This window comes from Mycobacterium hippophais (genome assembly GCF_027529605.1).
GTDB lineage: Bacteria > Actinomycetota > Actinomycetes > Mycobacteriales > Mycobacteriaceae > Mycobacterium > Mycobacterium arseniciresistens.
In genome coordinates this window covers 70,277-96,541 of sequence record NZ_JAPZPY010000001.1, presented here as the reverse complement: position 1 = coordinate 96,541, position 26,265 = coordinate 70,277, and the positions used below count along the sequence as shown (strand labels likewise).

At 70.6% G+C, this 26,265-nt stretch carries 27 protein-coding genes; 11 read left to right on the top strand and 16 right to left on the bottom strand.

What is annotated here, in order from left to right; genetic code table 11:
* Nucleotides 1-28: 28 nt before the first annotated feature.
* Genes O6P37_RS00475 through O6P37_RS00465 form a run of 3 tightly spaced genes read right to left on the bottom strand, consistent with a single transcriptional unit; the run spans nt 29 to nt 1,033 of the window.
* The gene (locus O6P37_RS00475) at nt 29-418 is read right to left on the bottom strand and encodes a nuclear transport factor 2 family protein (RefSeq protein ID WP_269892238.1); all 390 of its coding nucleotides are present in this window, start codon (nt 416-418) and stop codon (nt 29-31) included.
* Nucleotides 415-894 (bottom strand): DUF3237 domain-containing protein, encoded by a 480-nt coding sequence (locus tag O6P37_RS00470; protein ID WP_269892237.1) that lies wholly within the window; start codon nt 892-894, stop codon nt 415-417. The genes O6P37_RS00475 and O6P37_RS00470 overlap by 4 nt, the downstream gene beginning before the upstream one ends.
* A 13-nt stretch (nt 895-907) precedes the next feature.
* Entirely contained in the window at nt 908-1,033 is a 126-nt protein-coding gene (locus tag O6P37_RS00465; protein ID WP_269892236.1) for a hypothetical protein, read from the bottom strand.
* Nucleotides 1,034-1,110: 77 nt separating this feature from the next.
* On the opposite strand from O6P37_RS00465, the gene O6P37_RS00460 reads away from it, so the two are divergent.
* The gene (locus tag O6P37_RS00460; RefSeq protein WP_269892235.1) at nt 1,111-1,755 is read left to right on the top strand and encodes a winged helix-turn-helix transcriptional regulator; all 645 of its coding nucleotides are present in this window, start codon (nt 1,111-1,113) and stop codon (nt 1,753-1,755) included.
* Here O6P37_RS00460 and O6P37_RS00455 read toward each other — a convergent pair.
* The gene (locus O6P37_RS00455; RefSeq protein WP_269892234.1) at nt 1,752-2,990 is read right to left on the bottom strand and encodes an MFS transporter; all 1,239 of its coding nucleotides are present in this window, start codon (nt 2,988-2,990) and stop codon (nt 1,752-1,754) included. The genes O6P37_RS00460 and O6P37_RS00455 overlap by 4 nt on opposite strands.
* Nucleotides 2,991-3,065: 75 nt before the next feature.
* Between O6P37_RS00455 and O6P37_RS00450 the strand changes: the two genes are divergently transcribed.
* Together O6P37_RS00450 and O6P37_RS00445 are read left to right on the top strand one after the other, a co-directional pair.
* The gene (locus O6P37_RS00450; RefSeq protein ID WP_269892233.1) at nt 3,066-3,899 is read left to right on the top strand and encodes a uracil-DNA glycosylase; all 834 of its coding nucleotides are present in this window, start codon (nt 3,066-3,068) and stop codon (nt 3,897-3,899) included.
* Between the two features lie 48 nt (nt 3,900-3,947).
* On the top strand, nt 3,948-4,997 hold the full coding sequence (locus O6P37_RS00445; RefSeq protein ID WP_269892232.1) for an LLM class flavin-dependent oxidoreductase: 1,050 nt from the start codon (nt 3,948-3,950) through the stop codon (nt 4,995-4,997).
* Here the strand turns inward: O6P37_RS00445 and O6P37_RS00440 are convergent.
* From O6P37_RS00440 to O6P37_RS00430, 3 genes are read right to left on the bottom strand one after another with little or no spacing between them, the layout of a single operon-like run.
* Complete coding sequence (locus O6P37_RS00440; protein WP_408633104.1) at nt 4,994-5,443, bottom strand: nitroreductase family deazaflavin-dependent oxidoreductase; 450 nt, start codon at nt 5,441-5,443, stop codon at nt 4,994-4,996. The genes O6P37_RS00445 and O6P37_RS00440 overlap by 4 nt on opposite strands.
* Nucleotides 5,444-5,454: 11 nt before the next feature.
* The gene (locus O6P37_RS00435) at nt 5,455-5,892 is read right to left on the bottom strand and encodes an HIT family protein (protein ID WP_269892230.1); all 438 of its coding nucleotides are present in this window, start codon (nt 5,890-5,892) and stop codon (nt 5,455-5,457) included.
* Nucleotides 5,893-5,915: 23 nt separating this feature from the next.
* Complete coding sequence (locus tag O6P37_RS00430; RefSeq protein WP_269892229.1) at nt 5,916-6,383, bottom strand: VOC family protein; 468 nt, start codon at nt 6,381-6,383, stop codon at nt 5,916-5,918.
* Between the two features lie 27 nt (nt 6,384-6,410).
* Between O6P37_RS00430 and O6P37_RS00425 the strand changes: the two genes are divergently transcribed.
* Nucleotides 6,411-7,238, top strand: a complete 828-nt coding sequence (locus tag O6P37_RS00425; protein WP_269892228.1) for a DUF6597 domain-containing transcriptional factor — start codon at nt 6,411-6,413, stop codon at nt 7,236-7,238.
* Nucleotides 7,239-7,242: 4 nt separating this feature from the next.
* On the opposite strand, the gene O6P37_RS00420 is transcribed toward O6P37_RS00425, so the two are convergent.
* A complete protein-coding gene (locus tag O6P37_RS00420; protein WP_269892227.1) occupies nt 7,243-7,734 on the bottom strand; it encodes a DNA-deoxyinosine glycosylase in 492 nt (163 codons plus the stop codon).
* Nucleotides 7,735-7,778: 44 nt separating this feature from the next.
* Here O6P37_RS00420 and O6P37_RS00415 point away from each other — a divergent pair, with 44 nt between their 5' ends.
* A complete protein-coding gene (locus tag O6P37_RS00415; RefSeq protein WP_269892226.1) occupies nt 7,779-8,903 on the top strand; it encodes an adenylate/guanylate cyclase domain-containing protein in 1,125 nt (374 codons plus the stop codon).
* Between the two features lie 4 nt (nt 8,904-8,907).
* On the opposite strand, the gene O6P37_RS00410 is transcribed toward O6P37_RS00415, so the two are convergent.
* Genes O6P37_RS00410 through O6P37_RS00395 form a run of 4 tightly spaced genes read right to left on the bottom strand, consistent with a single transcriptional unit; the run spans nt 8,908 to nt 13,810 of the window.
* Nucleotides 8,908-11,103 carry a heavy metal translocating P-type ATPase gene (locus tag O6P37_RS00410; RefSeq protein ID WP_269892225.1) on the bottom strand — a complete coding sequence of 732 codons (2,196 nt, stop codon included), beginning with the start codon at nt 11,101-11,103 and terminating at the stop codon, nt 8,908-8,910.
* On the bottom strand, nt 11,100-11,303 hold the full coding sequence (locus O6P37_RS00405) for a cation transporter (RefSeq protein WP_269892224.1): 204 nt from the start codon (nt 11,301-11,303) through the stop codon (nt 11,100-11,102). The genes O6P37_RS00410 and O6P37_RS00405 overlap by 4 nt, the downstream gene beginning before the upstream one ends.
* Before the next feature lie 39 nt (nt 11,304-11,342).
* Nucleotides 11,343-12,923 (bottom strand): class I adenylate-forming enzyme family protein, encoded by a 1,581-nt coding sequence (locus tag O6P37_RS00400; RefSeq protein ID WP_269892223.1) that lies wholly within the window; start codon nt 12,921-12,923, stop codon nt 11,343-11,345.
* A complete protein-coding gene (locus O6P37_RS00395; protein WP_264014402.1) occupies nt 12,920-13,810 on the bottom strand; it encodes an AIM24 family protein in 891 nt (296 codons plus the stop codon). The genes O6P37_RS00400 and O6P37_RS00395 overlap by 4 nt, the downstream gene beginning before the upstream one ends.
* A 28-nt stretch (nt 13,811-13,838) precedes the next feature.
* Here O6P37_RS00395 and O6P37_RS00390 point away from each other — a divergent pair, with 28 nt between their 5' ends.
* Together O6P37_RS00390 and O6P37_RS00385 are read left to right on the top strand one after the other, a co-directional pair.
* A complete protein-coding gene (locus O6P37_RS00390) occupies nt 13,839-14,054 on the top strand; it encodes a hypothetical protein (RefSeq protein ID WP_269892222.1) in 216 nt (71 codons plus the stop codon).
* Nucleotides 14,055-14,132: 78 nt separating this feature from the next.
* On the top strand, nt 14,133-14,699 hold the full coding sequence (locus O6P37_RS00385; protein WP_264014400.1) for a hypothetical protein: 567 nt from the start codon (nt 14,133-14,135) through the stop codon (nt 14,697-14,699).
* Here the strand turns inward: O6P37_RS00385 and O6P37_RS00380 are convergent.
* Genes O6P37_RS00380 through O6P37_RS00370 form a run of 3 tightly spaced genes read right to left on the bottom strand, consistent with a single transcriptional unit; the run spans nt 14,696 to nt 20,557 of the window.
* Nucleotides 14,696-16,861 (bottom strand): molybdopterin-containing oxidoreductase family protein, encoded by a 2,166-nt coding sequence (locus O6P37_RS00380; protein ID WP_269892221.1) that lies wholly within the window; start codon nt 16,859-16,861, stop codon nt 14,696-14,698. The genes O6P37_RS00385 and O6P37_RS00380 overlap by 4 nt on opposite strands.
* 58 nt (nt 16,862-16,919) lie before the next feature.
* The gene (locus tag O6P37_RS00375) at nt 16,920-18,824 is read right to left on the bottom strand and encodes an ABC transporter ATP-binding protein (protein WP_269892220.1); all 1,905 of its coding nucleotides are present in this window, start codon (nt 18,822-18,824) and stop codon (nt 16,920-16,922) included.
* Complete coding sequence (locus tag O6P37_RS00370; RefSeq protein WP_269893121.1) at nt 18,821-20,557, bottom strand: ABC transporter ATP-binding protein; 1,737 nt, start codon at nt 20,555-20,557, stop codon at nt 18,821-18,823. The genes O6P37_RS00375 and O6P37_RS00370 overlap by 4 nt, the downstream gene beginning before the upstream one ends.
* A gap of 78 nt (nt 20,558-20,635) precedes the next feature.
* Between O6P37_RS00370 and O6P37_RS00365 the strand changes: the two genes are divergently transcribed.
* Entirely contained in the window at nt 20,636-21,220 is a 585-nt protein-coding gene (locus tag O6P37_RS00365) for a DUF3558 domain-containing protein (protein ID WP_269892219.1), read from the top strand.
* Complete coding sequence (locus O6P37_RS00360) at nt 21,217-21,777, top strand: DUF3558 domain-containing protein (RefSeq protein ID WP_269892218.1); 561 nt, start codon at nt 21,217-21,219, stop codon at nt 21,775-21,777. The genes O6P37_RS00365 and O6P37_RS00360 overlap by 4 nt, the downstream gene beginning before the upstream one ends.
* 3 nt (nt 21,778-21,780) lie before the next feature.
* Here O6P37_RS00360 and O6P37_RS00355 read toward each other — a convergent pair whose 3' ends face one another.
* Nucleotides 21,781-22,299, bottom strand: a complete 519-nt coding sequence (locus O6P37_RS00355; RefSeq protein ID WP_269892217.1) for a SixA phosphatase family protein — start codon at nt 22,297-22,299, stop codon at nt 21,781-21,783.
* Nucleotides 22,300-22,423: 124 nt separating this feature from the next.
* Between O6P37_RS00355 and O6P37_RS00350 the strand changes: the two genes are divergently transcribed.
* Complete coding sequence (locus O6P37_RS00350) at nt 22,424-23,572, top strand: metallophosphoesterase family protein (protein ID WP_269892216.1); 1,149 nt, start codon at nt 22,424-22,426, stop codon at nt 23,570-23,572.
* On the top strand, nt 23,569-26,208 hold the full coding sequence (locus O6P37_RS00345; protein ID WP_269892215.1) for an AAA family ATPase: 2,640 nt from the start codon (nt 23,569-23,571) through the stop codon (nt 26,206-26,208). Before O6P37_RS00350 ends, O6P37_RS00345 begins: the two co-directional genes overlap by 4 nt.
* Nucleotides 26,209-26,265: the final 57 nt, after the last annotated feature.

Genomic DNA, 26,265 nt, shown 5'->3' with positions numbered 1-26,265 from the left:
CGCTGTGGCGGTCGGGGTAAACGCGGGCTCAGCCGGCAAGCGCTGCGGCGAACTGCACACCGTCGACGAAGGTGTCCTTGCGGGCGACCCGCCAGTCGTCGGTCACGGTGACGAGGTCGATGCAGTCCCAGCGGACCGGGCGACCGCCTGGCCCCGAGCACGTCAACGTCCAGTCCAGCACCCAGTGCCGGGGCCCGAACTCGGTGCGGTGCACGACGAAGCCGAAGTCGGGCAGCGCGGCGAACATGTCCGCGAACGCGTCCCGCACGGCGGTGCGTCCGTCGACGGCGGGCCTTCCGTGGTGCAGCCAGAACCGGGTCTGGTCGCTGTGCAGTGCCACGACGGCATCCGGATCGTGGGCGGCCCACGCGGCGACGTACCGGTCGTACAACTCGGCGAGTGACTGCGGCGCGCTCATCGGACCTCGAACACCCGGTAGTGCACCTCACTGAGCGAGGCCTGGTTGATCGCGACCGTGTGGACGGCGTTGATCCACCGGTAGCGTTCGTCGTCGGTGTCGAACAGCGGGGTCGAGTGCGCCACCATCTCGTCGTGCCGGATCAGTTCGCCCGCCGCGAATCTCGTTGCGGCCTCGGGCGGCATCTGCACCCGCCCGGTGCAGGTGAGGTGGATGAGCGCGCCGTCGTCGGTACGCATGGTGGCGCGCACGTCGAGGCGGGCGACGCGGTCGGTGCCGAAGAGAATCCAGTCGCCGCCACCGGGCAGGATGTCGCCGGCGATGCGCGGTCCTTCGCAGCGGCCGTGCCGGACCACATAGGTGAATCGTGTCCCGACCGGGGTGTCGAAGACCTGCACGGGGTCGAACCCGATCCGGATGTCCAGCAGGTGTTTCAGGGTGGGGGCGATGTCGATGTCAGTGAGAGCGGTTGTCATGTCGGGCCTTTCGTCACAGTGGTCGGATGGCGGCGGGGAACAGCGGTGCCAGATGCGGGTCGAGAAGGTCGATCCGCGGGTCGGCGAAGGCCACGGCCTCCGCGGCGACGGCCTCGGCGAGGGGGAGTGGGGAGCGCATTCCTGAAACGTAACTCACTCAACTTGGAAAAAACAAGTATCGACTTGGACAAGTCAAGCCGCAGCTAGGATGGCCGGGTGCCCAATCGCTCGTACGGCCAGCATTGCGCCGTGGCCAAGAGCCTCGACGTCGTCGGCGACCGGTGGACACTGCTGGTCGTGCGCGAACTCCTCGACCGCCCACAGCGTTACGGAGACCTGCTCAGCGGGCTGGCGCCGATCGCCACCGACATGCTGGCCGGGCGGCTGCGCGATCTGGAACGGCACGGGCTGGTGGTCAAGCGGGAACTGCCCAAGCCGGCGTCCGGCACCGTCTACGAACTCACCGACCACGGGCGGGCACTCGAAGACGTGATCGACGCGCTGGCGCGGTGGGGCCGCCCCCTGCTCGCCACGCGGGAACCGAGGGCGGTGGTGCGCCCGCAGTGGCTGGCCCGCGCGCTGCGCGCATACCTGCGGCCGGACCGCGGCGGTCCCGACCTCGTGGTGCGGCTCGCCACGCCGCAGGGCGGCACCACGATGCGTATCACCGCCGAGACGGTCCAGGAGGAATCCGACGACACCGTCGCCGACGTCATGCTGACCGGAGACATCGAGGTGCTGGGCGCCGCGCTGGACCCCGACCAGGTGCCCGGGCTGATGTCGGCGGGCCGCCTGCATGTCGGCGGAGAGCCCGCCGCGGTCCGCCGGTTCGCCAAACTACTTCTGCCGCAGCGGGTCTAACCGCGCTCGGCGACCGGCGCCCGGTCCAGCTCGCGCAGCGCGGGCAGGAACACCGCCGCGACGCCGAGCAGCAGCATCGGCACCGACAGCGCCAGGAAGGTGATGTGCAGGCCCGCCGAATCGGCCAGCGGCCCGGCCAGTATCAGCCCCAGCGGTCCCGCGGCATAGGCCAGCGACCCCATCATGCCGACCACCCGGCCGCGCAGGTGCTGCGGCGCCTTGGTCTGCATGACGTAGTTGTAGATCGGGGCCATCGGCCCGTAGACGAAACCGACGATCGCCGACAGCACCAGGATGATCGGCAACGGCGGCAGGAAGGCGATCACCGTCATCGCCACGCCGAGCGTCAGTAGCGCGGTCAGCATCACCGCGCGCCGGGACATGTGCCGGGACAGCACCGCATAGCCCAGCGCGCCGATCAGCCCGCCGATGCTCAACGCCATCAGCACCCAGCCCAGCTGCGCCGGCTCGTCGCGATCGGTGAAGTACTTGGGGAACAGCACGCTCTCCATCGGCATGTACAGGCCGGTGGCGGCGAGGTCGACGAACGCCAGCGCGCGCAGCACCGGTGTGTGCCAGACGAACTTGAGTCCCTCGACGATTCCCGCCCACACCCCCTCGGGCAGCTCGGCCCGGTCGGGGGTGCCCGCGCCTTCGAGCCGCAACACCGCGATGGCGGCGATCGACAACAGGAACGCCCCGGCCGTCACCCACATGGTGTTCACGCCGCCGAGTGTGGCGATCAGCAGTCCGCCGATGCCCGGGCCGACGATGTAGGCCAGATTGAACGCCGCCTCGTAGACACTGTTCGCGCGGTCCAGCGTCCAGCCCGCCCGGTGCGCGGCCTCGGGCAGCATCGTCTCGCGGGCGGTCATCCCTGCGGGGTCGAAGAACGCGCCGAGTGCGGCGAGGCCCGCCAGCACTCCGACGTTGATCACCTCGACGCCGAACACCCATGCGAGCACCGGCACGGCGGCGACCGAGATCGCCGACAGCGCATCGGAGATCATCGAGACCCGGCGCCGGCCGAGGTAGTCCACGGCCGCACCCGCGATCAGCGTGGCCACCAGCAGCGGCAGCGTCCCCGCCATCGCGACGATCGAGGCGTCGACCGCGGAACCGTTGCGCTGCAACACCAGCCAGGGGAAGGCGACCAGCGAGATGCCGTTGCCCGCACCGGCTGTCAGCGCCGCGAACAGGATGAGGTGCAGCGGTCCGCGCGAAGTGGTGATCATGGGGTATCGCGGCCGAATCTAGCAGCGCGGGCACCGCGGCGGCGACGGGTTTTCCGGCTCGGGCACAGTGGAGTCGTGCCGCTGCCCCATCCGCGTACCGGAGCGCTCTTCGACTCCCCGGTCCCACCCGGCTCGGGGTGGCCCGGTGACCCGGCGACCGCGCGCACCGCAATCGCGACATCCCCGGCGCAGGTGGTGTCGATGGCCGAGGCGACCGGCACGCTCGACGAACTCGACGCCGTCGTGTCGGTCTGCCGGGCCTGCCCGCGGCTGGTCGAGTGGCGCGAGGAGGTGGCCGTAACCAAGCGCAAGTCGTTCGCCGGCGAACCCTACTGGGGCCGGCCGATCACCGGCTGGGGTGCGGCGCGGCCGGCCATCATGGTCGTCGGCCTGGCTCCCGCGGCGCAGGGCGGCAACCGCACCGGCCGGGTGTTCACCGGGGACCGCTCCGGTGACTTCCTGTTCGCCTCGTTGCACCGCACCGGCCTGGCGAACCAGCCGACGTCGGTGGACGCCGCCGACGGGCTGACGCTCCTGCACACCCGGATGGCGGCCGCGGTGCGCTGTGCCCCGCCCGGCAACGCGCCGACCCCCGCGGAACGGTCGGCGTGCGCGCCGTGGCTGGACGCCGAGTGGCGGCTGGTGAGCGCCGACGTGCGCGTCGTCATCGCTCTCGGCGGGTTCGCATGGCGGGCGGCACTGCAGATGGTGCGCACCGGCGGCGGCACCGTCGCCACCCCGGCGCCGGCGTTCGGGCACGCCGTCACCGCCCGGCTGACGACCCCGCACGGTCCGCTCGCGCTCATCGGCTGCTACCACCCGAGCCAGCAGAACACGTTCACCGGCAGGCTGACTCCGGCCATGATGGACGACGTTTTCACCCTGGCGAAGCGGGAGGCGGGACTGTGATTCTCACGCCGAAGGACTATCCGAGTGTCGCGGCGCGTTGAATTTCGGGTGCAGCTCTCCGTACTCGACCTCGTACCGGTGCGCACCGACCAGACCACGTCGGACGCGCTCGCGGCCACCACCCACCTCGCCCAGACCGCCGACCAGCTCGGATACACCCGCTACTGGATCGCCGAGCACCACAACATGCCCGCCGTCGCGGCCACCAGCCCGCCGGTGGTGATCGCGCACCTCGCCGCCCTGACGCAGCGGGTCCGGCTCGGCTCGGGCGGGGTGATGCTGCCCAACCACGCGCCGCTGGCAGTGGCCGAGCAGTTCGCGCTGCTCGAGGCCGCCCACCCGGGCCGCATCGACCTGGGCATCGGGCGGGCACCCGGATCGGATCCGGTGACGTCGATGGCGCTGCGCGGCGCCGCCGGGCGGGACGACCGCGACATCGAGGCGTTCCCGCAGTACCTCGACGACGTGGTCGCACTGATGGGCGCCCGCGGGGTGCGGGTGCCGCTGCCGCGCGACCTGATGCGAGAGAACTACATCCTCAAGGCGACGCCGGCGGCGGCCACCGAGCCGCGGCTGTGGCTGCTGGGCTCGTCGATGTACTCGGCGCACCTGGCGGCCGCCAAGGGCCTGCCCTACGTGTTCGCCCACCACTTCTCCGGCCAGGGCACCAAGGAGGCGCTGGCGGCGTACCGCTCGGAGTTCCGGCCCAGCGACCTGGCGCCCGAACCGGTCACCTTTCTGACCGTCAACGCCTCGGTCGCCGAGACCCGCGACGAGGCGATGGCGCTGATGCTGCCGAACCTGCACATGATGGCGCGGTTGCGCACCGGGCAACCGCTGGGTCCGCTGGAGCTGGTCGAGGACGCCGAGCAGATCCGGTTCGGCCCCCGCGAGCAGGCGGTGGTCGACCACGGATTGGCCCGCGCGGTCGTCGGGTCACCCACCGAGGCCGCCGACCAGGTCCGCGCGCTCGCCGAGGAGTTCGGCGTCGACGAGGTGATGGTCAACCCGGTGGCATCGGCCCGCCGCGGCACCGACCCGGCGACGGCGCAGGGCCGGGACACGACGCTCGAACTGCTGGCGAAGGAACTCTTCTAGCCGCGCGGCGTCAGCACGATCACCGGGATCGGCCGTGACGTCCGCTTCTGGTAGCCGATGTAGCGGTCCTTGTTGCCCTTCATGTTGTTGACGATCGGCCACAGCCGGGCGAATTCGGGATCGTCGGGGAAGACGGCGCGGGCGGTTGCCGGAATCCGCTTGGGTCCGACGTTGATCTCGACGTCGGGGTTCGCCTTGAGGTTGTGGTACCAGCCCGGCGCCCGTGGTTCGCCGCCCATGGACGCGACCACCAGGTAGTCGCCGCCGTCGCGCGCGTAGGAGAGGGTGTTCGCCCGCTTCTGCCCGGTTTTCGCGCCGATGGTGTGCAACAGCAGGTTCGACGGGCCACCCGGGATGGTGTGCCCGACGCGGCCATTGGTGGCCTTGTAGAGCTTGTCGTGCAGCAGCAGTAGCCGGTATCCGATGTTCTTTTCCCACCACGGCATGCCCATGGGGGTCAATCCTGCCCCGCCGAGTCGAGTTGTTCCAGCGCTTCGCGCAGAAGGCGGCCGCTCTCCTCGCGGTCCGGGTCCCGGCGCAGCAGCATGCCCTTGGCGAACGACAGCTTGTCGCCGTCGCGGCGGGGCAGCACGTGCAGGTGGATGTGGAACACGCTCTGGAAGGCCGCCTTGCCGTCGTTGATCGCGATGTTGTTGCCGTCGGCGTGCAGTCCGGAGGCGCGCGCCGCCCTGGCGATCCGCTGACCGATGGTGGCCATGTCGGCGACGGTCTGCGGCGGCGTGTCGGTCAGGTCGACGAGGTGGCGCTTGGGGAACACCAGGGTGTGACCGCGGGTGAAGGGGCGGATGTCGAGGATCGCCAGGTAGTCGTCGTCCTCGTAGATGCGGATGGCCGGGGCCTCGTCGGCCACGATGGCACAGAACACACACGACATCCCGCCACGCTAGCGGGGGAGGATCAGACGTTCTCCTTGGCCCACTCGGCCAGCCGCCGGTCGCGCTCCTCGGGCGAGACGTCCTCGACGCGGGTCATCACCGCCCACCGCTGACCGAACGGATCGAGGATGGAGGCGAAACGGTCGCCGGTCACAAAGGTCTGGATCGGTTCGCGGATCGTCGCCCCTGCGGCCTCGGCGCGCGCGACGACCGCGTCGGCGTCGGGGCAGTACAGCACCAGCGAATGGGTGACCGACTCCGAACGCGGCGGCGCCTCGAGCTTGTACGCGGGGTTCGGGTCGCCCAGCTGCAGCCGGCCGTTGCCGAAGTCCAGTTCGGCATGCGGAACGGTGCCGCCGGGGCCGTCCATCTTCTCGACAATCGCCGCGCCGAACACCTCGACGTAGAAGTCGATCGCCTTCGCGGCGCCGTCGATCACCAGGAACGGGGTCAGGCTCGTGTAGCCCTGCGGGATGGGTTGGACGCTCATGGCGTCGAGTTTCGTAGGTTGGTGGGCATGGGCGCTTGGAAAAACACGCCAGCGACCCCGATGCGCGGGCTGGTCGGGCGGGCGGCGTCCGCGTCGGCGTTCGACCTGCACCGGTGGGCGCCGACGGACGGCGCCGCCCGGTTCGTCGAGCACTTCTGGTCGGTCACCTGGGATCTGCGTGGCCGGGCGCCCTTCGACAGCACGGTGATCACCTTTCCGTCGATGCACCTCACCCGCGAGTGGGGCACCGACGGCACCCGGCACGGGCAGCCGCTGCCTGCGACACTGTTGCACGGCGTGGTGGACCGGGTGTTCCAGGTGACGATCGCCGAGTCGGGTGCGGTGGTCGGGGCGCGGTTCCGCCCGGGTGGCTTCGTAGCCCGGTTCGGCGGCGACGCCGCGGCACTCACCGGCCGCGTTCAGCCCGTGCGCCAATTGGCAGGTACGACAGTCGATCTCGTCGACGACGTGGCCGAGTCGGGCCAGCGGCTCGACCAGCTGATCGCCGCCCAACCCGGTCCTGTGAATCCGACGTTCCTCGCGCTGTGCGACCTGGTGGACAGGATCCGCGACGACGGCTCGCTGCATCGTGTCGAGCAGGTGATGGCGGTGTCGCCGTGGAGCGCCAGGACCACGCAGCGGGTGTTCCGCCGGTACGTCGGGGTCCCGGTGAAGTGGGTGCTGTGCCGGTACCGGTTGCAGCAGGCCGCGCTGGAGATCGAGAGCCGGCGTGGCGTCGACTTCGCCGATCTCGCCGTCCGGCTCGGGTGGTACGACCAGGCGCACTTCATCAACGACTTCCGTTCGATGCTCGGCTGCACCCCGGGCGAGTACGCATCTCGGCACGGCGGATGACGGGTCAGCCGACCGCCCGCCGCCACGCTGCCAGCTTGTCGGCGTAGCGCATCGTCTGAGCCGGACTGGTCGACGGTGCCCGCACGTAGGCCAGCTCGGGCGGCACCGGCACCAGCCGGTGGAAGTTCTGTTCGGCCGCAGCGCCGTTGAACACCACCCGCGAAATCGACGGGTGCCCGGCGAAGAACGCAGGGAAGTCGTTGGCCACCATGCTCGTCCGCTCGACGGCGGAGTCCAGGCTGCCTGCCCGGCGGCAGGATCGCAGCACGTCCCAGACGGCGACGCCATGGCTCAGCAGTGCGGCCACCCGATCGTCGTATCCGGCGTCGGCGTCGAAACCGAAGAGATCCGCGGCGATGCGCCAGAACGCGTTGCGCGGATTCGCGTAGTACTGCTGCGCGCCGAGCGACAGCACACTCGGCATGTTGCCGAGCACCAGCAGCCGCGGGCGCGCACCGACCAGCGGCGGGAAGCCGTGGGACACCGGTGTGGTCATGCGTGCTGTATAGCAAAGCCGGACCGGCGGTATACCTTGGCCGGGTGGCCGACGAGGTGGACATCGAAGCCTCGGGGCTGCTCGAGGGCCTTGAGGGCAGGGCCCGCGCCGAACGCGCGGAGCTGATCGAGTGGCTGCTCGGACGCGGCATCACGGTGGCCGAGATCGCCGACGCCTCCGCGCCGACGGTGCTGGCGTCGCGCCGGTTCATCGGCGACGACGGCACCTACGTCTCGGCGCGCGAGACCAGCGAGAAGTTCGGGATCGACCTCCACCTGCTGCAACAGGTGCAGCGCGCGATGAGTCTGCCGCGGGTCGACGATCCCGACGCCGCCGTGCACATGCGCGCCGACGCCGAAGCCGCCGCGCACGCCCAGCGGTTCATCGACCTCGGGCTGACTCCCGAGCAGATCGTGGTCACCGTGCGGCAGCTCTCCGAGGGGTTGTCGCGGGCCGCCGAGGTGATGCGGGCGGTCGCGCTGGCCGCGGTGCTCAAACCCGGTGCCACGGAACTGGACATCGCGAAGGGATCCGAGGCGCTGACCCGCGAGATCGCACCGCTGCTCGGGCCGATGATCCAGGACATGCTGATGCTGCAGCTGCGGCACACGATGGAGACCGAGGGGGTCAGCGCCAGCGAACGGGCCGAGGGACGCCCGCTGCCGGGTGCCCGGGTGGTCACCGTCGCGTTCGCCGACCTCGTCGGCTTCACCCGGTTGGGCGAGGCGGTTCCGCCCGAGGACCTCGAGCGGCTGGCGAACCGGCTGGCCGACCTCGCCCGCGACGTCGCGGTGCCACCGGTGCGGTTCATCAAGACGATCGGTGACGAGGTGATGCTCGTGAGCACGTCGGCCGCGGCGCTGCTGGAGGCGGTGCTGGATCTGGTCGACGCCACCGAATCCGACGACGATCTGCCGTCCCTGCGGGTCGGCCTGGCGACCGGCCCTGCGGTCAGCCGCGCGGGGGACTGGTTCGGCAGTTCGGTGAATCTGGCGAGCCGGGTGACCAGCACCGCCCGCCCCGGCGCGGTGCTGGCCGCGGAGTCGACCCGCGACGCGATCGGCGACGACGCGCAGTTCGCCTGGTCCTTCGCCGGCGCCCGGCACCTCAAGGGCATCAAGGACGAGGTCAAGCTGTTCCGGGCCCGCCGCGCCGCCGGCGACGCCTGACGGCTCAGCGCAGCGGCGTGAATCCCCGCAGCCGCAGGCTGTTGCTCACCACGAACACCGAGCTGAACGCCATCGCCGCGCCGGCGATCAGCGGGTTGAGCAGGCCGAGCGCCGCCAGCGGCAACGCCGCCACGTTGTACGCGAACGCCCAGAACAGGTTGCCCCTGATGGTGCGTAAGGTGCTGCGCGCCAGCCGGATCGCATCGGGCGCCGCACGCAGGTCGCCGGTGACGAGCGTCAGGTCCGATGCCTCGATCGCGACGTCGGTGCCCGTGCCCATCGCCAGCCCGAGATCGGCCTGAGCCAGGGCCGCGGCGTCGTTGACGCCGTCGCCGACCATGGCCACCGTCCTGCCCTCGGCCTGCAGCCGCTTGACGACGTCCACCTTGTCGGCGGGCAGCACGTCAGCGATCACCTCGTCGACGCCGATCTGGGCGGCCACCGCTTCGGCGGCGCGGCTGTTGTCACCGGTCAGCAGCACCGGCGTCAGGCCCAGCTCTTTGAGTTGCGAGATAGCCTGCGCCGCAGTGTCCTTGACGCTGTCGGAGACGACGACCACCCCGGCGACGCGGCCGTCGACCGCGGCCCACACCGGTGTGCGGCCCTCTGCCTCCGCGGCGGCCGCGGCGTCGAGGAGTTCGGGCGGCGCGTCGGCGGCCAACCAGCCCAACCGCCCGACGGCCACCGTCCGGCCCTCGACGACGCCGGTGACGCCGCTGCCGCCGTGGTTCTCGAACTCCGTCACCGCCGGAAGCGGACCCGCCTCCGCGGCCGTCGCGGCCACCGCCCGGGCGATCGGGTGCTCCGACGCGTCCTCCACCGCGCCGACGAGCCGCATCAGGTCGGCGGTCGTCTCGCCGTCGGCGGGGTGCACGGCGGCCACCGCCATCCGGCCGGTCGTCACCGTGCCGGTCTTGTCCAGCACCACCGTGTCGACCCGCCGCGTCGATTCGAGGATTTGCGGGCCCTTGATCAGGATGCCCAGCTGGGCGCCGCGACCCGTGCCGACCAGCAGCGCGGTCGGCGTCGCCAGCCCCAGCGCACACGGGCACGCGATGATCAGCACCGCCACCGCGGCGGTGAACGCCGCTCCCGCGGCGGCGCCGGCGAGCAGCCAGCCGGCCAGCGTGAGCGCCGCGACGGCCAGGACCACCGGGACGAACACCGCCGACACCCGGTCGGCGAGCCGCTGCACGTCGGCCTTGCCGCTCTGCGCCTCGGCCACCAGTCGCGCCATCTGTGCCAGTTGAGTGTCGGCGCCGACGCGGGTGGCGCGCACCTGCAGGCGGCCGCCGGCGTTGACCGTCGCCCCGACCACCGCGTCGCCGGGCGCCACCTCCACCGGCACCGACTCCCCGGTCAGCATCGAGGCGTCGACGGCCGAGGTGCCCGACACGATCACGCCGTCGGTGGCGATCTTCTCGCCGGGGCGCACCACGAACTCGTCGCCGACCGTCAGAAGGTCGACCGGCAGCCGTATCTCCCGCCCGTCGCGCAGCACGGCGACATCTTTGGCGCCCATGTCGAGCAGCGCCCGCAACGCCGCGCCGGACTGCTTCTTCGCGCGCGCCTCCACGTAGCGGCCGGCCAGGAGGAACGTCGTCACCGCCGCTGCGACCTCGAGGTAGAGGTGCGGTTCGAAGGCGCCGGACGGCAGCAGGTCGAATGACATCCGCATGCCCGGCGTGCCGGCGTGGGTGAACAGCAGCGCCCACACCGACCACCCATAGGCGGCGGACACCCCGACCGAGATCAGGGTGTCCATCGTCGCCGCGCGGTGCCGCAGATTCACCCACGCCGCGCGGTGGAACGGCCACGCGCCCCACGTCGCCACCGGCGTGGCGAGCCCGAGCGCCAGCCACTGCCAGTAGTCGAACTGCCACGCGGGCACCATCGACAGCAGCACCACCGGAACGGTCAGCAGGGCGGAGACGAGCAGGCGCCGCCGCCATCCGGTCGCCTCGTCGTCCGACGCCGAGCCGTCGATGGCGGTGCGGGGCAGGCTCGCGGTGTAGCCGGTGGCCTCGACGGCGGCGACGAGGTCGTCGGCGCTGACCGTGTCCGGATACTCGACGGTGGCCTGCTCGGTGGCGAAGTTCACGGTGGCGGACACGCCGTCGATCCGGTTGAGCCGCTTCTCGACCCGCGCGGCGCACGACGCGCAGGTCATTCCGCCGACGGCGAGGGTGACGGCAGTCATGCCGCGCGGTCCACGTCGTAGCCGGTGTCCTCGATGGCGGCCACCACCGACGCCTCGTCGGCGGAACCTTCCACCGTGACCAGCCCGTGTTCGAGGTCGACCGCGACGTCGGTGACGCCCGGCAGCGGCGCCACCGCCGAGGTGATCGCCGCCACGCAGTGGCCACAGCTCATCCCGCGGACGTTCAGCGTCATACTCATGCTGCCGAGTATATACCCATGGGGGGTATGGGTAGCGGGCTACGTCCCGGTCAGGAATTCCTGCAGGAGCGCCTTCTTGTCGATCTTCTCGCCGGCGAGCGTCGGCAGCGGTTCGGTGCGGATGCGCCACCGTGTCGGGACCGCGAAGTAGGAGACCACCCCGTCGAGGTGGCGACGCATCTCTTCCTCGGTGGGTGGTGGCACCTCGGTCCGGCACACCAGCACCGCGGCCAGCTCCTCGCCGAGTTCGTGGTGGGGCACCCCGAGGGCGGCGACCTCGATCACGTCGGGGTGCGTCGCCAGGGCCGCTTCGACGTGCGGGCAGGCGATGTTCTCACCGCCGCGGATGACGACGTCCTTGCTGCGGCCGTCGATGAACAGATAGCCGTCGGCGGTGAGGTGGCCGAGATCGCCGGTGTGCAGCCAGCCGTCGGCGTCCACGTCGGCCGCGGCGTCGACTCGGCCGCCGCGCAGGTATCCGCGCATCACCGTGGGGGAGCGGGTCAGCACCTCGCCGGTGCCGTCGGCGTCCGGCTCGGCGATCTTCAGCTCGACCACCGGGTAGGGCCGCCCGACGGTGCCGGGACGGTCGAGCAGGTCGCGGCCGTCGGCGACGGTGAGGAAGCCGCCCGCCTCGGTCATGCCCCAGGTGTTGCTCAGCCCCCGCGACCTTAGATTCGGCAGCTTCTCGCGAATCCGGTCGAGCAGATCGGTGGTCACCGGCGCGCCGCCGAGCGGCCACGACCGCAGGCTCGACAGGTCGTGGTGCCCGAAGTCGGGATGCTCGAGCACCCTGACCGCCATGGTCGGCACCGCGCCCCAGATCTGCACGCGCTCCCGCTCGATGAGTTCCATCACCTGTTTCGGGTCGAAGCGGCCTTCGGTGAGGACGATCCGGCCGCCGGTCAGGAAATGGGTGAGCAGGCTGGACATTCCGCCGATGTGGAACATCGGCGTGCACGCCAGGCTGACGGCCTGCGGTGAGTCGGCGTCCAGCAGGTGTGGGAAACGATTCGTGCGGCCGAGGATGTTGTGCTGGTTCACGATCACCGAACGGCGGGAGAGCTCAACCGCTTTGGGCAGCCCCGAGCTCCCCGAGGTGAACAGCACCGCGGCGGCCTCGTCCTCGTGGGTTTCGGGCAGGGGTGCGGATTCAGCGGACGGGGTGGCATCGAACGCCGCGCTGAGATCCTGCAGTGCGCTGCCGGGCACGTCCGTCGTCAGCGGTGTGTCCGAGAAGACGTGCCGCGGCCGCACCAGCCCGACGGCGTGGTGGATCTCCTCGTCGCTCCACCAGCGGTTGGCCAGCACCGGGACAGCGCCCGTCAGCCACAGCGACCACAGCGCCAGCACCCACTCCGGGCTGTTGTACCCGAACACCATCACCCGGTCGCCGGGCTCGATCCCGTTGCGATGCAGCATCTGCCGGCATACGGACGCGGCGGTGCGGAACTGCCCGAAGGTGATCCGCCGGTCGCCCTGCACCAAGAAGGTGCGGTCGGTCCAGCGCGTCGTGGCGTCGACGAGTTCGCCGAACGTCGACGGTGACCGGCGATACGTCAGTCCGTCATGGCCGCCGTAGCGGCCGGCCACCACGTCGCTGTCCCACGGCGCGGTCATGCCTGGGTCGGGATCTGGACCCCCTCCGACGGCTGCACGATCACGAAGCCCTGGCCGTGGAACGACACCTGCACCGCCTCGCCCGAGCCGCGGCCGATCAGCGCCGCCGCCTTGAAGCTGGTCTTCAACTGCGTCTGCAGATTGGCCGACCAGGCCACCACGGCATTGGTGTCGGCGAAGGTCGGCGCCTCGGCGGCGTTGAGCACCACCGGGGGACCGTCGGTGGTGAGCGCCACCCAGCCGGTGCCGCGCAGCGTGGTGTTGAACAGGCCGCCGGTGGCGATGCTGCCGCCGCGGACCCGCTCGATGTTCCAGTCCAGACTGGACGAGAAGGCGAGCACGTTCTTACCGCTGATCGACAGCCCGGAGTTGTTCAGGTTCAACAGATGTACGTCGTAGGCCCGTTCGGCGAGGAACACATCGCCCTGGCCCTGGCAGCGCATCAACGGCAGTCCCTCGCCGGTCAGCGCCTTCTTGATGAACTTCGACGCCCCGCCGCCCTCGAACGCGAAGTCGACGTTGCCCTGGTAGGCGACCATCGAACCCTGCCGGGCCATGAACGGCTCGCCGAGGCGCACCCGCAGCAGCTTGGTGTTCTGGTTGCCGATCGGTTTGGCTTCCTTCTCGCTGAAGCGGCCGTCGACCAGATCGCCGGTGATGCCCGCGAAGCCGTCACCGGCGGCCTGCTGCTGGGCGCCGCCGTACTGCGGGCCGCCCTGGGCGGTGGCCTGAGGCTGCTGGCCCTGGTCGGGTGGCGCGCCGGCGCCGCCGCCGAGTGGCGCCCGGCCCACCTGGCCCTGGTGGGAGACCTGATCGGTCCAGTTCTGTCCGTCGAACCAGCGGTACTGGTAGCGGCCTTCGGGGTCCGGTAGCCATTGCGCAGTCACCGTGACGACATTAGGGCATCCTTGTGCCATGGCGGGCAAGGAAATAGACCGGGACCGGGCCAAGGGCGCGATGGCGGTTTTCAAGCAGCACCCGGGCATGGTGCTGTTCGTGGTGTCCCCGGCGGTCGTCGCACTCGGTCTGGTGTGGTGGCTGGCGGGCGCCGGCTGGGCCGCGCTGCTGCTCGTGGCAATGGTGCTCGCGGGTGGCGCGGCGGTGTACTCGCTGGTGTCCAAGCGCAGGTAGAAGCAGGTTCGAGAGGGGCGGCGTTCGCCCGGGGTGAAACGCGGCCGCATGCCCTTGTAACGGTGTAAGCATGTAATCATGAGACACCAACACACCCACGGCCGACGGGGACGATCCGGCGGCTGGCAGCAGTCCCAACAACCCGATGCCGGCGACGCCTCCGACTGGATCGCCGGACGCATGCCCGAAGGCTGGTTCGCCGGCGACCCCACCGTGGTCGTCGACCGCGAGGAGATCACCGTCATCGGGCGGCTGCCCGAACCCGACGGTGGTGAGAGTGACGCCCACGCCTCGGGCAGGGCGGCCAGGTTCCGTGAGGAGACCCGGCAGGACCGGATGCGGATCGCCGACGAGGCGGAGGCCCGATACGGCCGCAAGGTCTCCTGGGGTGTCGAGGTGGGCGATCCGGCCGACCCCGAACGAATCCTGTTCACCCACATCGCCGTTCCGGTGATGACCCGGCTGCGGCAGTCCGAACGCCAGGTGCTCGACACGCTCGTCGACGCCGGTGTGGCGCGCTCGCGGTCCGACGCGCTGGCCTGGTCGGTGCGGCTGGTCGGTGAACACACCGACGAGTGGCTGGCGAAGCTGCGCGCGGCGATGTCGGCCGTCGACGATGTGCGCGCCGAGGGCCCCGGGGTCTAGATCCGCTCCACCCCGACGTAGCACGAACTCAGCGTCGAGGTCTGTGACAGCGGGTCCACTGTCGAGCCGTCGACCAGCAGATTGCGGTTGACGCCGAACGACTCGGGCTTCCCGCCGCCGCGCGGATCGAAGATCCGTGAACCCCAGCCGTGGTCGATGATCACCATGCCGCGTCGGGGCCGGTCGGACAGCGTCGCCGCCAGTTCAACGGCGCCGACCGGGGAGTACACCCGTACCCGGTCGCCTTCGCCGATGCCGAGCGTCGCGGCGTCCTCGGCGTTGATCATCACGTCGTTGCCCTTGCCGGAGCGGTGCAGTCCCGGCAACTCGTTGAGCCAGGAGTTCATCGAGTGCCGATTGCGCCGGTTCCCCAGCTGGAAGGGATACTCCTGTGGCGCGACGCGGATCGGCTCCGCCAGTAGTTCCCGGGCGCGGGCGGTGAACTGGGGCGGCGCCGCGTGCACCATGTTGTCGTCGGTGCGCAGCGCGCCCTTGAAATGACCGAACTCGCGCGGCCCCAAAACCAATCCGTGCGGGTTGGCCATCAGATCGCGCCAGGTGAGCCTGCGGCCGTTGAACTTTCGCGACATCCGGACGATGAGACGGTCGAGCCAGTGCGGGCCGAACGCCACCGCGGGGCGACGGGTCAGCGCCGCTGCGCGGCGCGTCGCTCTGATGAACCGGTTGAGGCCTTTGGCGCCGAACAACGGCCGGTCCATCGCCAAAGCGAGGTCGACGAAGATCTCCCATTCCTGCCGGGTGTCCGGCGGCGCTTCGACGACCTTGCGTCCGTACTGGACGAATGGTTCGTCGTGCATGTTGCTGGTGAACGCCAGCAGGTCGTCGCGTTCGAGCCAGTGCACGGCCGGAAGCAGCCAGTGGGCGTGCCGGTGGCTCTCGCGTTGTACGAGGTCGATCACGACGAGCAGGTCGAGTTGTGCCAGCGCCTTGTCGAGCTTGCTTCCGTCGGGACCCGACACCACCGGGTTGCCGCAGTTGATCAGCATCGCCTTGATCTGACCGGGGCCGGGGGTGGTGATCTCGTCGGGCAGTTCGGCGAGCCCGTGCGCTCCCGCCACCATCTCCCGTCCCGCCACCCGACTCGTATGGGGTTCCGTCTTGGCCAATTCGGCCAGTTTCAACGCGTCGAAGTAGCCCGGCTCGAACCGCCGTCCGCCCGGTCGGTCCATCCGGCCGGTGATGACGTTGAGCACCTGACCCAGCCATTCGCCCACGGTGCCCGCCGCGTGCAGTGATATCCCGGTGCGGGTGACCACCATCGCGCCCCGGGCTGCGGCGAAGTCCCGTGCCGTGCTGACGATCCGGGACCGTTCGATGCCGCAGCGGATGGCCAGGTCATCGAGGTCGGCGTCGGCCACCAGGCGGCGCAGTTCGTCCACACCGGTGGCGAGATCGGCGCAGTCGCGACGGTGCTCGAGTCCCTCGTCGAGGATCACCTTGACCAGCGCGAGCAGCAGCGCCCAGTCCTGGCCGGGCTGCACGGCCAGGTGCACATCGGCCTTCTCCGCCGTCTCGGTACGCACCGGGTCGACGACGACGATGGTCGCACCCCGCTGCTGGCGGGCCAACGCCCGGCGCCAGCCGCCCGGCACCGTCTCGAGCCAATTCCAGGCGCTCACAGCTGGATTCGTCCCGATCAGCAGGAAGTAGTCGCAGTTGTCGACGTCGGACACGGGCACCATCAGCGCCGATCCGTACATCGCTTCGGCGACCACGTGCAGGGCGTTCTGGTCCACCGAGCCGACGGCGTAGCGGCTGCGGGTGCCGATCGCGTCCATCCAGGCGTTCATGAACATCACGTTCGACGACGAGTGTCCCGACGGGTTGCCGTAGTACGCGCCGATGGCGTCCGGTCCGTCCTGGTCGATCAGTGCGTTCATCCGCGCGGCGATGTCGCGGATCGCCACGTCCCAGCTCTCCTCGACGTAGGAGTCGCCCACCCGGCGCATCGGCCGCACGATGCGGCGGGGGTGCTCGACCAGTTGATTGGCGGTGCGGCCCTTGGCACAGAAGTCGTGCCAGCTGTGGGGATTCTGCTTGTCGGCGGAGATCTTCTGGATGCGATTGCCCTCGACCGTCACCTCCAACCCGCAGGACGCCATGCAGTACCTGCAGAAGGTGTGGACGGTGTTCGTGTTCATTACGGCGAGCCTACGGTTTGTAACGCGGCTGGGGCACCGTTAAGCGAAACGCCTAGTCTCAGGCCCTGCTCATCGCCCAGTACTCGCCATGGCGGGCCAGCAGTTCGGCGTGTGTGCCGCGTTCGACGATCCGGCCGGCCTCCATCACCAGGATCAGGTCGGCGTCGCGGATCGTCGACAGCCGGTGGGCGATGATGAAACTGGTGCGGTCGCGCCGGAGTTCGGCCATCGCGTGCTGGATCTGCTGCTCGGTGCGGGTGTCCACCGCGCTGGTCGCCTCGTCGAGGATCAGCAGCTGCGGGCGGGCCAGCACGGCGCGCGCGATGGTGATGAGCTGCTTCTCGCCTGCACTGATCGAGCCGCCGTCGTCGCTGACCCTGGTCTGGTACCCGTCGGGCAGGCTGTGCACGAACCGGTCGACGAACGCCGCCTTCGCCGCGGCGATCACCTCGTCCTCGCCCGCGCCCGGCCTGCCGTAGGCGATGTTGTCGTAGATGGTGCCGCCGAACAGCCAGGTGTCCTGCAGCACCATCCCCACCCGCGACCGCAGCGAGTGCCTGCTGACGGTGGAGATGTCGACGCCGTCGACGAGGATGCGGCCGGAGTCCACCTCGTAGAACCGCATCAGCAGGTTGACCAGTGTGGTCTTGCCCGCGCCGGTGGGGCCGACGATCGCGACCGTGCTGCCCGGTTCGGCGACCAGCGACAGGTCCTCGATCACCGGGGCGCCGGGGCGGTAGCCGAAGGTGACGTGCTCGAACTCGACGCGGCCGGGCCGGTCGGCCGGACCGGGCAGATCGACCGCGGCGTCGGGGGACTGCTCGTCGGCATCGAGCAGCTCGAACACCCGCTCCGCGCTGGCCACGCCGGACTGCAGCGTGTTGTACATCCCGGCGACCTGGGTCAGCGGCTGGTTGAACTGGCGGACGTACTGGATGAATGCCTGGATGCTGCCGAGGGTGATCTGGCCGGTCGCCACCTGAAGGCCGCCGACCACCGCGACCGCGACGTAGCTGATGTTGCCGATGAACACCGTCGCCGGGGACACCAGTCCGGAGAAGAACTGCGCGCCGAATCCACTGTGGTAGGCGTCGGCGTTGAGCTCGTCGAACCGGTCCTGCGCGGCGGCGCGGTGGCCGAAGGTCTTCACGACGGTGAAGCCGCTGTAGGTCTCCTCGATGTGGGCGTTGAGCCTGCCGATGTTGCGCCACTGCGCGACAAACATCCGCTGTGAGCGCCGGGTGATCCAGCGGATCGTCAGCAGCGACAGCGGCACGGTGATCACCGTGAGCAGGGTCAGCAGCGGCGAGATGGTCAGCATCATCACCAGCACCGCGACCACGGTCAGCACCGAGGTGAGCAGTTGGCTGATGGTCATCGACAGCGACGTCGAGATGTTGTCGATGTCGTTGGTGACCCGGCTCAGCACCTCACCGCGCTGGCGGGCGTCGAAGTAGGACAGCGGCAGCCGGTGCACCTTGTCCTCGACATCGGAGCGCAGCGCCACCATGGTGCGCTGCACTGTGACGTTGAGCAGCCGGGCCTGCATCCAGACCAGCAGCGCGGCAATCAGATACAGCCCGAGGGCGAGGAGCAGGGTGCGTGCGACGGCGGCGAAGTCGACACCCTCCCCCGGCACCACGTCCATCCCGGACAGCAGGTCGGCGAACGTGGTGTCACCGCGCGCCCTGGCAGCAGCGACGGCCTGCTCCTTGGTCAGCCCGGCAGGCAGCTGCCTGCCGATGACCCCGTTGAACAACAGGTCGGTGGCGTGGCCGAGGATCCGCGGGCCGATCACCCCGATCGCGATGCCGCCGACACCGAGTCCGATCACCAGCGCGGCCAGCCCGCGCTGCGGCGTGAGCCGTTTGACCAGGCGCACCGCCGACCCGCGGAAGTCGCGGGTGCGTTCGGCGGGCGCGGCCATGGCGCCGCGGAACGGGCGGCCGAGTGGTCCGGTCATGGCGGGCCCCCGACGCCGATCGACTGGGAGTCGGCGAACTCCGCGTAGGTGGGGCAGTCCGCGAGCAGCGATTCGTGGGTGCCGACGCCGATCACCCGGCCGTCCTCGACGACGATCACCTGGTCGGCCTCGGCGACCGTCGAGATGCGCTGCGACACGATCAGCACCGTCGCGCCTGCCGACACCTCGCGCAGCGCTGTCCGGACCCGGGCGTCGGTGTGCACGTCGAGTGCCGAGAACGCGTCGTCGAACAGGTACACCGCGGGCCGGCGGATGACGGCGCGGGCGATCGCCAGCCGTTGCCGCTGGCCGCCGGAGAAGTTGACACCGGCCTGGGCGACGCGCAACCCGAGCCCGTCGGGATGGGCCCGGACGAAGTCGTCGGCGGCCGCCACCTCGAGCGCCGCCCACATCTCGGCGTCGGTGGCGTCGGACTTGCCGTACCGCAGATTGTCGGCGACCGTGCCGGAGAACAGGTATCCGCGCTGGGGCACCAGCCCGATCGCCGACCACAGCCGTTCGACGTCCCAGTCCCGCACGTCGACGCCGTCGACGCTGACCGATCCGGCCGTGGCGTCGTAGAGCCGGCAGATCAGTGCGATCAGTGTGGTCTTGCCCGAGCCGGTGGAGCCGACGACGGCGGTGGTGCTGCCCGGCCGCACGGTGAGCGAGACATCCTGCAGCACCGGCCGGTCCGCGCCGGGGTAGGTGAACGTGGCTGCGTCGAAACGGATCTCACCGGCGACGGTGTCGGGTCCGGCCGGGTCGTCGGGGCTGGCGATGCCGGGCGTGGTCGACAGCACCTCGGTGATCCGCTCCGCGCAGGCCGACGCCCGCGGGAACATGATCAGCAGGAACGTCGCCATCAGCACGGCCATCAGGATCTGCATGAAGTAGGACAGGAAGGCGATCAGCGAGCCGACCTGCATCTGTCCGGCGTCGATGCGCAGGCCGCCGAACCAGATGAGCGCCACGCTGGAGACATTGATGACCAACGTGGTCACCGGCAGCATCAGCGCCTGCCAGCGGCCCGCCGCCAGCGCGGTCTCCGACAGCGCCCCGCTGGCCTCGGCGAAGCGTTCGCGTTCGAACGGCTCGCTGGCGAACGCGCGGATCACCCGGATGCCGGACAGCTGGTCGCGCATCACCCGGTTGATGTTGTCGATCAGCCGCTGCATGCTGCGGAAGATCGGCATCAGCCGCGAGACGATCCAGTAGTTCGCCACCGCCAGCACCGGCACGCTGACCAGCAGCAGCCAGGACAGGCCGGCGTCCTGGTGCACGGCCATGAAGATGCCGCCGACCGACATGATCGGCGCGGTGATCAGCATGGTCGCCGTCACCTGGACCAGCACCTGGATCTGCTGGACGTCATTGGTGGTCCGGGTGAGCAGCGACGGCGCGCCGAACCGGGCGGTCTCCTCGGCGGAGAACCCGATGACGTGGCGGAAGATCGCCCCGCGCAGGTCGTGACCGAAGCCCATCCCGGCCCGCGAGCCGAAGTACACCGCGCCGACGGCGCACGCCACCTGCAGTGCACAGACCGCCAGCATGATCATGCCGAGGTCGACGATGGTCGCGGTGTCGCCCTTCGCCACACCGTCGTCGATGATCGCCGCGTTGATGGTGGGCAGGTACAGCGAGGCCAAAGTGCTGACCACCTGCAGCGCCGCGACCACGCCGAGCAACCCCCGGTACGGCCGCACGAACCGTCGCAGCAGCGCCCAGAGCATTTCGATACTGTCGCACATGCTGTGAAAGCTGCAGGTCAACCGGCATGTCGGTGGTTGAGGCGGAACGCTGCCGCTACAGTGCATGGCGTGACTCCCAGCACGAGCGCGACGGGACGCGCCCGCCCTGCCAGGGCGCTGGCCGTACTGGCTGCGACGACGATTCCGCTGTTCGCGGCATGCAGCGACCCGGAGCCGTCCTCGCCCGAGCAGTCCGGGCCCACCCAGACGCAGGAAGACGTCTCGCACGGGCCGTTCTTCCCGGAGTGCGGCGGGGTGAGCGATCAGGTGATCAGCCAGCTCACCGAGCGGCCGACCCTGGTCAACACCGCCAAGACGTCGGTGGGCTGCCAGTGGCTGGTCGGCGGGAGCATCCTCGGGCCGCACTTCTCGTTCACCTGGTTCCGGGGCAGCCCCATCGGGCGTGAGCGCAAGACCGAGGAGCTGTCGCGCGACACGGTCGAGGACGTGAACATCGAGGGCCACGACGGCTTCATCGCCAGCAGCCAGGACCTGATCGAAGGCGGTGTCAACCTCTGCGAGATCGGCATCCAGTTCGACGACGACTTCATCGAGTGGTCGATCAGCTACGACCGGAAGCCGTTCCCCGATCCGTGCCAGGTGGCCCGCGAGCTCACCCGTCAGTCGATCGTGAATTCGAAATGAGGCGGTTCCCGCACGGCAGGCGCGTGCTCGCGGGCACCGGTGCCCTGCTGGCCACGCTGACGATCGTCACCGGCTGCAGCCGCAACGTCGACGGGACCGCCGCCAAGGAGGGCACCGGCGGCGGACCGAGCAACAACAACTCCGAGCGGCAGTACCCCAACCTGCTCAAGGAGTGCGACGTGCTCACCGAGGACATCCTCGCCGAGACCGTCGGCGCCGACCCGCTGGACATCCAGAGCACCTTCGTCGGCGCGGTGTGCCGCTGGCAGGCGGCCAATCCCGCGGGCCTGGTCGACATCACCCGGTTCTGGTTCGAGCAGGGCAACCTCGACAACGAGCGGCGCACGGCGCAGGAACTGCAGTACGACATCGAGGAGCGCTCGGTGGCCGGGGTGCCGTCGATCGTGATGAAGCCCAACGACCCGAACGGCGCGTGCGGCGTCGCCAGCGACGCCGGTGGCGCGGTGGGCTGGTGGGTCAACCCGCAGTCCCCGGGTATCGACGCGTGCGGGATGGCGATCAAGCTGATGGAGTTGACGCTCGCCACCAGCTCGTAGCCGCTACCGGGCCTTGTGGAAGGTGACCAATGCGGCGCCCCGCAGCGCCAGTTGATCCCAGGTGCAGGCGGTGCGCAGCACGGCGATCGCCGAGGTCGGGAACTTCTCCGAGATGTGCTGTGCGGCAATGCTGTTGCTACCCTCGGCGCTGGCGAGTCCGAGTGCCACCGCCGACATCGCGGGTTCGTGGCCGATCACCAGAAGGGTCTCCACGTCCACGTCGAAGCGTGACCTGACGCCGTTGATCTCGTCGATGACGGTGCCGGGTGTGGCGTCGTACAGGCGGTCGGAGAACTGCACGGGCGCGGTGACGAGCGTGCGCTGCAACGTCTCGCGGGTCCGGGTGGCCGTCGAGCACATCACCGCGTCGACGGCGGGGGCGTGGGCGCGTAACCAGTCACCGGCCAGCCCGGCCTCCCGGTGTCCCCGGGGCGCCAGCGGCCTGCCGTGGTCGGCGACGCCCGGCGGGTAGTCCGACTTGGCGTGCCGAAGCAGCAGAAGTGTCCGGTAGCGGGTGCTCACCCGCCCCACGGTAGGCCACCGGGCAACGTGCCGGTCGAGGTCCGCCGACTTGTCGGAGCGCGGTCATACACTCGCCATGCCTTCGAAAACGGGGACCCATCACGAGCCGGAAGGACGGGCCGACATGCGATTCGTGCACAGCGCCGACTGGCAGCTCGGGATGACCCGGCACTTCCTCAACGGCGAGGCGCAGCCCCGTTATTCGGCCGCGCGCCGCGACGTGGTGGCCGCCATCGGCCCGCTCGCCGCCGATGCGGGCGCGGAGTTCGTGGTCGTCGCCGGTGACGTGTTCGAGGACAACCAGCTGGCCCCTCAGGTGGTCAGCCAGTCGCTGGAGGCGATGCGCGCCATCGGGATTCCGGTGTACCTGCTGCCGGGCAACCACGATCCGCTGGACGCGTCGTCGGTGTACACCAGTGCGCTGTTCCTCGCCGAATGCCCGGACAATGTCCTGGTTCTCGACCGGGCCGGGGTGCACGAGGTGCGGCCGGGGCTCGAGATCGTCGCCGCGCCGTGGCGGTCGAAGCGGCCCACCACTGATCTGATCGGCGACGTGCTCGACGGTCTGCCCGCCGACGGCGTCACCCGCATCGTCGTCGGCCACGGTGCGGTCGACATCCTCGACCCCGGGCACGACAAGCCGTCGCTGATCCGGCTCGCCGCCGTCGAGGCCGCCCTCGCCCGCGGCGCCGTCCACTATGTGGCGTTGGGCGACAAGCACTCCCGCACCGACGTCGGCGCCACCGGCCGGGTCTGGTACTCCGGCTCGCCGGAGGTCACCAACTACGACGACGTCGAACCCGATCCCGGCCACGTGCTCGTCGTCGAGGTCGACGAGGCCGATCCCGCGCGGCCGGTGCGGATCGATGCCCGCCGGGTCGGCCGGTGGCGGTTCGTGTCGCTGAACCGGTCGGTTGACGACAACCGCGACATCGCCGACCTCGACATCAACCTCGACCTGATGCCGGACAAGGAGCGCACCGTGGTGCGGCTCGGCCTCACCGGGTCGCTGACCGTCACCGACAAGGCCGCGCTCGACTCGTGCCTCGACCGGTACAGCCGGCGATTCGCGGCGCTGACCGAGTGGGAACGCAACACTGACATCGCCGTGATGCCCGCCGACGGGGAGTTCGCCGACCTCGGCATCGGTGGTTTCGCCGCCGCCGCCGTCGACGACCTGGTGGCCACCGCGCGGTCCGACGGCGACGATGCCGAGGACGCCCGCGCCGCGCTCGCCCTGCTCTTGCGCCTGACCGATCGGGGAGTGGCGTGAAGCTGCATCGGCTGGTGCTGACGAACTACCGCGGAATCTCCCACCGCGAGATCGATTTCCCCGACCACGGGGTGGTGGTAGTCAGCGGTGCGAACGAGGTCGGCAAGTCGTCGATGATCGAGGCGCTCGACCTGCTGCTGGAGGCCAAGGACCGCTCCGCGAAGAAGGAGGTCAAGCAGGTCAAGCCGACGCACGCCGACGTCGGCGCCGAGATCACCGCCGAGATCTCCGCCGGCGCCTACCGGTTCGTGTACCGCAAGCGGTTCCACAAGCGGGCCGAGACGCAACTGACCGTTCTGGCGCCGCGCCGCGAACAGCTCTCCGGCGACGAGGCGCACGACCGGGTCCGGTCGATGCTGGCCGAGACCGTCGACCTCGAGCTGTGGCAGGCGCAGCGGGTGCTGCAGTCGGCGTCCACGGCGGCGGTCGACCTGTCCGGGTCGGATGCGCTGGCCCGCGCGCTTGACGTCGCCGCCGGTGAGGCCGCCACGCTGTCGGGCGCCGAACCTCTCCTGGTCGACCGCATCGACGAGGAGTACGCCCGCTACTTCACCGTCACCGGTCGGCCCACCGGGGAATGGGCCGCCGCCACCAAACACCTGAACGCGGCGGACGCGGAGGTGGCCCGGTGCGCGGCGCGGGTCGCCGAGGTCGACGATGCGGTCACCCGGCACGGAGCGCTCACCGCCGACGTCGCCGAGGTCGCCGCACAGCGGGCGCAGGCACACGCACGCCTCACCGCGTCGCGCGCGACGGCCGAGGCGGTGGCGACCCTGCGCAGGCAGCTCGCCGAGGCCGATGTCATCGCCGACGCGGCGACCAAGTCCCACACGGCTTCCGTTGCGGCGCTTGCTGAACGGCGCCGGCTGCGGGCCGATGTCGAGGAGCGCGGGACGGCTGTGGTCGCGCTGCAGACCGCCGTCGCCGAGTCCGTCGAAGAGGAGTCCACCGCCCGCGAGGTGCACGAGGCGGCCGAGGTCGCCGCCGAGAAGGCCCGCGAGGCGGTGGCGACCACCCAGGCCCGCGTCGAGTCTGCCCGCTCGGTCGTCGACAGGCTGACCCAGCGCGACGAGTCCGACCGGCTGGCTGCCCGGGTGGCCAAGATCGACGCCACACGGCGCGAACTCGACCGGACCGCTTCGGAGTTGGCCGGCATCACGGTCACCGATGCGTCGATGCGGACGGTCGAGCAGGCCGTGCTTAACGTCGAACGGGCCGCCGGCCAGGCCGAGTTGGCCTCGGCGCGAATCGAACTCGTCGCGGCGGCCGACGTGTCGGTGTCCGTGGCGGGCGAGCCGGTCACGCTCGGGGCCGGCGAGACATGGGCGGTGAACACCACCGCCGACACCGCGGTCGAGCTGCCGGGCGTACTCACGGTGCGCGTGGTGCCAGGCACGCCGGCCGCGCAGACCCAGGCCGGCCTCGAGGCGGCCCAGCAGGCGCTGGCCGGGGCGCTGACGGCCGCGGGCGCCGAGGACGTGGACACCGCGCGCGCCCTCGATCTGCGGCGCCGTGAGTTGGTGGCGGCGCGTGACCGGCTGACCGCGACGCTGGAGGCGGTGCTCGGCGACGACACCGTCGAGCACCTGCGGGCGCGGCTGAAGGAGCTGCTGGCGACGCAGCCGGCGGAGGACGGGCTGTTCGACGTCACCGGCGACAGCGCCGCCGACCCGGTGGGCGCACGCGCCGAGCTGGCCGCGGCCGTCGCCGCCCACCAGCAGGCCGTGGTGGACTGCGAGACGCACCGCAAGGTCGCCATCGTGGCGTCGAAGCGGTTGGGGGACAGGTCCACTCAGGCGTGCGTGCTGCGGGAGAAGCTGGCCGCCGCTCAGGGCGAACACGCGACGGCGACCACGCGTCTGGAGGCGCACCGGGCGCAGGCGGCCGACGACACCCTGGCCGTGGCGGCCGAGGCGGACGGCGATGCGGCCAGGGCTGCCGCCGCGCGGGCCGCCGAGGTCAGGGCCGAACTGGAGCGCAGCGCCCCCGATGCCGTCGCGGCCGCGTTGGCCGACGCCACCCGCGGCGCCGATGCGCTCGGCCGCCGGCACGACGCGCTGGCCGAGGAACTGCGTGAGGTCAGCACGCAGCTGAAGGTGTACGGCACCGAGGGCCGCCGGGGCAGCCTCGACGCGGCGGAAGCCGAACGTCAGCACGCCGAGCGGGAGTACCTGCGGTTGCACCGGCGGGCCCGGGCGGCGCAACTGCTGCGGACGGTGATGGCGCGCCACCGCGACGCCACCCGCTCGCGCTATGTCGACCCGTTCCGCGATCAGGTGGAACGTCTCGGCCGCATCGTGTTCGGGGACAGCTTCGAGGTCGAGGTGGACAGCGACCTGCGCATCTGCAGTCGCACGCTCGCCGGCCGCACGGTGCCCTACGAGTCGCTGTCCGGCGGCGCCCGCGAACAGCTGGGCATCGTGGCGAGGCTGGCCGGCGCGGTGCTGGTCGCCAAGGAGGACGGCGTCCCGCTGCTCATCGACGATGCGCTCGGCTTCACCGACCGCGACCGGCTGGTCAAGATGGGCGCGGTGTTCGACGTGGTGGGCGGCGACGGCCAGGTCATCGTGCTGACCTGCGACCCGCAGCGCTACGCCGCCATCGGCGGCGCCCACCACATCGAGCTGGTCAGCTAGCACTTCTTGGCGTGTCGGAGCATTATGCGTCTGCTCGCGCAGGGGAAATCTAGACTT